The sequence below is a fragment of the Pseudomonadota bacterium genome (genome assembly GCA_030775045.1).
Taxonomy (GTDB): Bacteria; Pseudomonadota; Alphaproteobacteria; order JALYJY01; family JALYJY01; genus JALYJY01.
Genome location: JALYJY010000096.1, coordinates 1 through 6703 on the forward strand (window position 1 = coordinate 1; position 6703 = coordinate 6703).

General features: G+C 56.3%; 8 protein-coding genes. All 8 read right to left on the minus strand.

The window, feature by feature from the left end:
* Nucleotides 1-500: DUF4166 domain-containing protein (locus M3O22_07985; GenBank protein ID MDP9196683.1), on the minus strand; the 500-nt coding region annotated here is incomplete at its 3' end.
* A 238-nt stretch (nt 501-738) separates the two neighbouring features.
* A complete protein-coding gene (locus M3O22_07990; protein MDP9196684.1) occupies nt 739-1278 on the minus strand; it encodes a 2'-5' RNA ligase family protein in 540 nt (179 codons plus the stop codon).
* 13 nt (nt 1279-1291) lie between these two features.
* Nucleotides 1292-2101 (minus strand): hypothetical protein, encoded by an 810-nt coding sequence (locus M3O22_07995; protein MDP9196685.1) that lies wholly within the window; start codon nt 2099-2101, stop codon nt 1292-1294.
* Complete coding sequence (gene nuoG, locus M3O22_08000) at nt 2102-4156, minus strand: NADH-quinone oxidoreductase subunit NuoG (protein ID MDP9196686.1); 2055 nt, start codon at nt 4154-4156, stop codon at nt 2102-2104.
* Nucleotides 4157-4219: 63 nt separating this feature from the next.
* On the minus strand, nt 4220-4918 hold the full coding sequence (nfi, locus tag M3O22_08005; GenBank protein ID MDP9196687.1) for a deoxyribonuclease V: 699 nt from the start codon (nt 4916-4918) through the stop codon (nt 4220-4222).
* Nucleotides 4915-5565 carry a hypothetical protein gene (locus M3O22_08010; GenBank protein ID MDP9196688.1) on the minus strand — a complete coding sequence of 217 codons (651 nt, stop codon included), beginning with the start codon at nt 5563-5565 and terminating at the stop codon, nt 4915-4917. Before M3O22_08010 ends, nfi begins: the two co-directional genes overlap by 4 nt.
* A gap of 102 nt (nt 5566-5667) precedes the next feature.
* The gene (locus M3O22_08015) at nt 5668-6003 is read right to left on the minus strand and encodes a septum formation initiator family protein (protein MDP9196689.1); all 336 of its coding nucleotides are present in this window, start codon (nt 6001-6003) and stop codon (nt 5668-5670) included.
* Nucleotides 6004-6051: 48 nt separating this feature from the next.
* Nucleotides 6052-6703: phosphopyruvate hydratase (eno, locus tag M3O22_08020; GenBank protein MDP9196690.1), on the minus strand; the 652-nt coding region annotated here is incomplete at its 5' end.

The window sequence follows — 6703 nt, forward strand, 5'->3', positions numbered from 1 at the left end:
ATGCCAGGCAGGGGGATGCGGAACCAGCCCGTGTCCCAGAAATATCCTTCACTCTGGAAATGCAGGTTTCCATCTTTCTCAAAGACCTTCAGCTTCATGCCAAGGCCTTTACCCACGTATTCCAGCACTTCTCCGCGCGGGCTTTCCTTCATGTACGACAGGAACTCGACGGGCTGGCGTCCCGGCAGGCGATAGGTCCGGTGCTTGAACAGCAGGCCGGGCTGGTGTGGTTCGGAATAGACCCGGATATCCACGGGGAAATCCTTCGCCCGCCAAGGGATCAGGGCGCCCCTGACCATGGGATACGTCAGAGTGGCCAGGATTTTTCCGGGGAGGGAGCACCACAGATCTTCCAGAACGCCGGTGTATTTCAGGGGCGCGTGGACGGGCGGATTCTTCTCGAACCGCCGCTGGATATCAGGGTGGAGCCCCGACCAGGCCGCACCCATGATCTTTCTGAACAGCTCACCTTCGGAAGAGAGGGGCGTGGGAGAGGTCATCAGAGAGCGAAAACAGGAGGCCCGTCAACCGGGAGCACCTGGGGTGCAGGGCTATCCTGTGGAGCCGAAGACGGGCCAGAATTTACCGGTTGTTGCAAAAAATCTTCAGGCAACCGGACAGGGAGAATATCATATGCATCATCCATACATCACCTTTTGGTATTGGCAGAAATGAACATTGTACGGTCCCTAATCTAGCCCTGTTTTTCAGTTTCGGGGAGTCTTTTGATAGCTTCGTTCAGTGCCCCAGATCATATTGGCTATGGATTGTTCTCTGGCCATCTTTTCTCCATACAACAGAGATGGCTGATAAGGTGGTCCGGACAGGTTTGAACTGTGGCAGCAGCTCCGCACAGGCATTCTCAGCCGCTTCGCGGGTCGAAAAGCGGCCCACGGTCATGTGGCCCTTGTAACTGTCCGGATTTTTCAGAGTGTTTATGAGGTTGTTGTGGCTGTACAGGGCCTGATGCCAGGCGCGCAGTTTTTCAAGGACGGCATTGTCTGTTGTGGAGAGGAAGAGATAGCTTCCATCGTCTTCATGGACAAGAAACATGCGATCAAAAACGATGGTGATCTTTTGCTCCGTGGCAAAATCAGTGGCAACAATTTCTGCCAGTTCTTCCGGGCAGCAAAGCGACTGCGGAAAAAGGAGCGTAATGTGCGGCTCAATCTTGCCGCAGAGCGTGTCGTATTTCTTTCTGATGTTTTTTATGGAACGGCGGTCTTCGTATGAAAACTCCGGAAAAAGGACAATAAAACTGGCATCGGTGGGGTTCATGGAGGCCTAATTTTTAGGTTTTTTGGCGAACAAATTTTCCAAACAGGAAGTTTCCCATAAAAAGCAGGACTGGAGGGAACAATATAATTTTCAGCATCCACAGCCAATCCACATTGTGCAGGCGGCGAGGATAAGTATAAAAAGCCCATTTTGGCTCGAACAACAAAACGAATACAACAACAGCAGAAAACCAGAACACACTTAATGCAATAAGAAGCCTGTCTTGAAAGCTGGACAGATTAACAAAGGGAACTGTTTTGCCTAATTCATGCCAGCGGTTCTTTATGTATATGCCATTAATGATCCAGAGCAGAGGGTTTATCGATAATACAGTGCTGACAATAAACGCCGATCTATTACTTACTTCAGGCAGTCGACGTGGCAGGTTTGATAATACAGTGCTGACAATAAACGCCGATCTATTACGCCTGATTATGAAAACTCCCATGAAGGAATGGCAAGCAAGGAATATTCCCAGTGCAATCAGATTTTCAAATTTTCGACTGGGGACTTCCGAGGCCAGGTAAAAAACACCTAAAGCTCCAATCCCTGTGACTAAAAAAGATTGCATGCCGGTAAAATAGCCCCAGATATACCCTTTTAAATCAGGATATTTTTTATGCAGAGATATATCTTTTTTGATAGAAAAAACTAGAGAAATGAGAGCGCATATAAATACTATTGAATAGTATAAAGCATTCGGGTTGGCGAACATATCTGGATCCAAAAGTTGAAAGAAAGAATTCTTATCTGAAGCGGGTAGGGTTTCCAAAGGTGTTCTGATAGCATTACTTATTTGATCGCGCTTGTCATAAGGAAGCATTTAAGTTCCCGTTTTTGCAGTCTTTTTTTCGAATACATCCACACATTCCGCCATGGTGGTCGAGGCGCGGGTGATGGGATTGGTGAGGTAGAAGTTGTCAATGGCCAGCCCGAAGGGCGCGGGGTTCATGGTGCCGGGCTGTCCGAAGTTGGTCCACGGGGCAGGCTTTACAGTATCGATCTGGCCGAACACAGGGTTCACGGCCACCAGACGTTTGCGCACCTGGCTCAAGTTGTCATAGGGCAGCGTCTTGCCCAGTTTTTCTGATAGGGCGCGGAGGATTTTCCAGTCCTCTTTCGCCTCGCCCAAGGGGAACGCGGCCTGGCGGGCCTGCTGCACGCGGCCTTCCGTATTCACATAAGTCCCGTTCTTTTCAGTCCAGGTAGCTCCCGGCAGGATCACGTCGGCCCGGTGAGCTCCGCGATCGCCGTGGTGGCCCTGATAGATCACAAACGCTTTGCCCAGGCGGCTGGTGTCGATTTCATCGGCACCCAGCAGATAGACAATATCCAGATCGCCCTTGCCGGCGGCGTTGAGAATGCCGTTGGTGTCGAGGCCTTTCGCTCCCGGCACAAAGCCCAGATCCAAGGCACCCACGCGGGCTGCTGCTGTGTGGAGCACGTTGAAGCCGTTCCAGTCGTCGCGAATAATGCCTGTAGCCTCGGCGAAAGTACGGGCCGCAGCGTGAACCGCTAGGCCATCCTCGCGCTGCAGAGCGCCCATGCCCAGAATGATCATGGGATTTTTGCTGGCCGGTTTTTTGGCATCGGGCACTGTCATGCGCTCGATCAATCCTTGCAGAACAGCCGGCCCATCGCCCAAATAATCATACCGGTAATTCAGATCAATTTTCGGCCCTATGACGCCCACGCGCAGGCCACCCATCAGGGTGCGCTTGCGGATGCGGGCGTTGATAATGGCGGCTTCAATCCGCGGGTTCGTGCCAATCAGCATGATGGCATCGGCTTTCTCGATGCCTGTGATCGTAGTATTAAACAGATACCCGGCGCGTTGCGTCACATCGAACCGGGCGCCGTCCTGGCGGCAGTCCAGGTGGGGCGAGCCGAGCGCAATCATCAGATCTTTCAGCGCTACCATGGACTCTGCATCGCACAGATCGCCGGCCAGCGCGGCCATGCGCGAGCCGTTGGTGGCTTTCACTTTTTCAGTGATGACGGCAAAGGCTTCGTCCCACGTGGCGGGCTGGAGCTTACCATTACGGCGTACGTAGGGGCGATCGAGGCGCTGGCGCTTCAGGCCGTCCACGTGAAAGCGGGTCTTGTCGGAAATCCATTCCTCGTTCACGTCCTCGTGCAGGCGGGGCAGAACGCGCATCACCTCGCCCCCGCGCACATCCACACGGATGTTCGAGCCCACCGCGTCCATCACGTCCACGGTTTCCACCTTGCGCAGCTCCCACGGCCGCGCGGTGAAGGCATAGGGTTTGGACACCAGCGCACCCACAGGGCACACGTCGATCAGGTTCCCGGACAGTTCAGAGTCGATGGCTTTTTCAATGTAGGTGGTGATTTCCATATGCTCGCCGCGGTTTACGGCGCCGAGGTCGGACACGCCCGCGATCTCATCCGAAAAGCGGATACAGCGGGTGCACTGGATGCAGCGCGTCATATGGGTTTCGATGAGAGGACCCAAATTCTTGTCCGTGACGGCACGCTTTTCTTCCGTATAGCGGCTGCGATCAAAGCCGTAAGCCACAGCCTGGTCCTGCAGGTCGCACTCGCCACCCTGGTCGCAGATGGGGCAGTCCAGCGGGTGGTTGATCAGCAGGAATTCCATCACGCCTTTGCGCGCCTTGTGCACCAGCGGAGAGTCCGTCTTGATGACCATGTTGTCGCTGCAGGGCATGGCGCAACTGGCGATGGGTTTGGGGGCCTTTTCCATCTCCACCAGGCACATGCGGCAGTTGGCAGGTACGGACAAGCGCTCGTGATAGCAGAAGTGCGGGATCTCGATCCCCAGCTTCTGGCAAGCCTGGAGGACGGAGGTTCCGGCCTCGACCTCGATTTCATGTCCGTTGATGGTCAGTTTTGGCATGGTGCTGGCCCTGAAGGCGTGAAAACATCTGCCGGTGATGGATACACCAGGTCAGGGAAATTGTCACTCCGCCGTCTGTGCAGCGCGTCTTGCCGCATTGGAGGCCAGGTGGGCCTGGCGGGTCGGCTCAGGCAGGCGGTATCCCCGGCCCATGCGCAAGACCCACGCTACGGCCGTTTCCAGCGAGATGCGGTGCCCCGTGGAGACATAGACCGGGCTGGCCCTTTTGCGGGTCCGGACGGCCATTCCGATCGTTCGGCCTTTCCAGATCAGGGGGCTGCGGCTGCCGGGTTCGTCTGCTACCGGCGTTTCCACAGTGCCCACCAGGATGGACTTGGCCACGCCGATGGTGGGAATGTCCAGTACAACGCCCAGATGGCTGGCGATTCCCAGACCGCGTGGATGGCTGATACCATGACCATCCACGAATACCAGGTCAGGCTTTGCGGCCAGTTTTTCCCAAGCCTCCACCAAGGCCGGAACCTCGCGAAAGCCCAGAAAACCGGGCACATAGGGAAAGCGAGCCACGCCGGTGGCCGAGGCTGCAGTGACCAGACGTGCATCTGCCGCATCCAGCGTCACGAAAGCCGCATGGACAATGTGCGACGGATCCCGTGGATTGTGGCTGATATCAGCGCCGCCCACCAGCCGGACGGCGGGGAGATCATCGCGTGTTACAACCTTGGCGGCCAGATCTTTCTGGACACCCGTCGCCTCGGCCAGAGATCCGGGAAACAGCGCGGAGGAGGGAAGAGAGGTCACAGAACCAGCCTAAGTCCCTGATTTACAGGGACAACCTGTCCGGAAGGAGCAGGTGGAGGATCCCTCTGGAAAGTCAGCCCGGCCCGGGGAACATTGAAAAAGCCACTGAAGGTGAACTCCATATTCAGGTCGTCCGGCCACAGCCTGATGCGGACCCGGGATATATTCCGGATATATTTTCCCTCAGCGTCACAAAGGATCTCCGGTGCGTGCCCGGGAATCTTGAGACTCCAGGTTCCGTCAGCATTTTCCCGGACCCAGAGAGGCATATCATGCAGCTTCGAGAAAAACAGGGCGACAGGATATGTCCCTTTGTCCCGGCGCAGGATATTCCCTGTGTATGTCAGTCCGTCACAGACCGCGAGAACAGCTGCCCGGGAAGGGTTTCTGTATTTCGGATCCAGGCTGTCCGGATCACAGCCGGCCAGCTGTCCCGGCTGCAGTCTGAAAGGGCAGGGATCCCTGAAATTGACAGCATGGGCGTATGCTGTCGCGAACTCCAGAAGCAGGGGGTATGCAGTCCATTTTTCCGGGTTGAATTCCGGGGCTATGGTGTCCTTGTCCCGGGAAAAGCTTTCCGGCGGTTGCTGGTCTGCCTGCCTGACCGGAACCGCCAGGCAGATCCTGCTGTACACAGCTGTTGTCATGCTTGTACCACCCACTATCCACTACCCGCCAGAAACTGATTTTATGACATGCATGGGCGAAAGCAAAACGAAACCGCAGGGTGTTTCGTATGGACCGGGAGTTCAGGGCTGGCTGACCGGATCCAGAATAATCAGGTCATGCGGGTGGGACCAGTTCAGCAGGACCCGTGCCCGTTCTTCCAGCATGTCCGGGGACAGGGATGAGGGGCGCAGGTGGCGGGTCTGCTGTTCCAGGTCTGTGCGCCGGGCGTGGAGGGAGGCGAGAAGTTCCTCGGCCTGTCCGGCCTCGTTCCGCAGGCGGCTGTAGACGATCAGGCCGCGGGGTCCCTGGATGGCGTGATAGGTGAAATAGACCACCAGACAGACGCCCAGCACGGACCATATCCCCTGGACGGGCTTTCTGCTGCGGACGTTATGGATGATGGCGCGAATCGACATGTTCCGAATGAAGCACACCCGAGTCGCGGGGTCAAACACTCTGTCCGGTTATCCCTTCGCGAGGGCACGGCGCCCCAGAAAGCGGGCGGTGGCATCCAGCTGTTCCTCAATCCTGATCAGCTGGTTGTATTTGGCCATGCGGTCGGAACGGGACGCCGAACCGGTTTTGATCATGCCGCAGTTTGTAGCCACGGCCAGGTCGGCGATGGTGGAATCCTCGGTCTCACCCGAACGGTGGGACATGACGGCGCGATAGCCCGCCTTGTGGGCCATTTCCACCGTTTCCAGTGTTTCGGTCAGGGTGCCGATCTGGTTCACCTTGACCAGGATGGCATTGGCGATACCCTTGTCGATACCCTGCTTCAGGCGCTCCGGGTTGGTGACGAACAGGTCGTCGCCCACCAGCTGTACTTTATTCCCGATGGCCTCGGTCAGGGCTTTCCAGCCGTCCCAGTCATCCTCGGCCATGCCGTCTTCCAGCGACACGATGGGGTAGTTTTTCACCAGACTGGCCCAGTATTTCACCATGCCGTCGGACGTCAGGGTTTTGCCTTCGCCTTCCAGCACGTATTTGCCTTTTTTGAAGAACTCGGTCGCGGCGGCATCGATGGCCAGCGCCACGTCTTTTCCCGGTTTATAGCCTGCCGCCTCGATGGCCTGCATGAGGAAATCCAGCGCCTCGTCGGCAGAAGACAGGTTG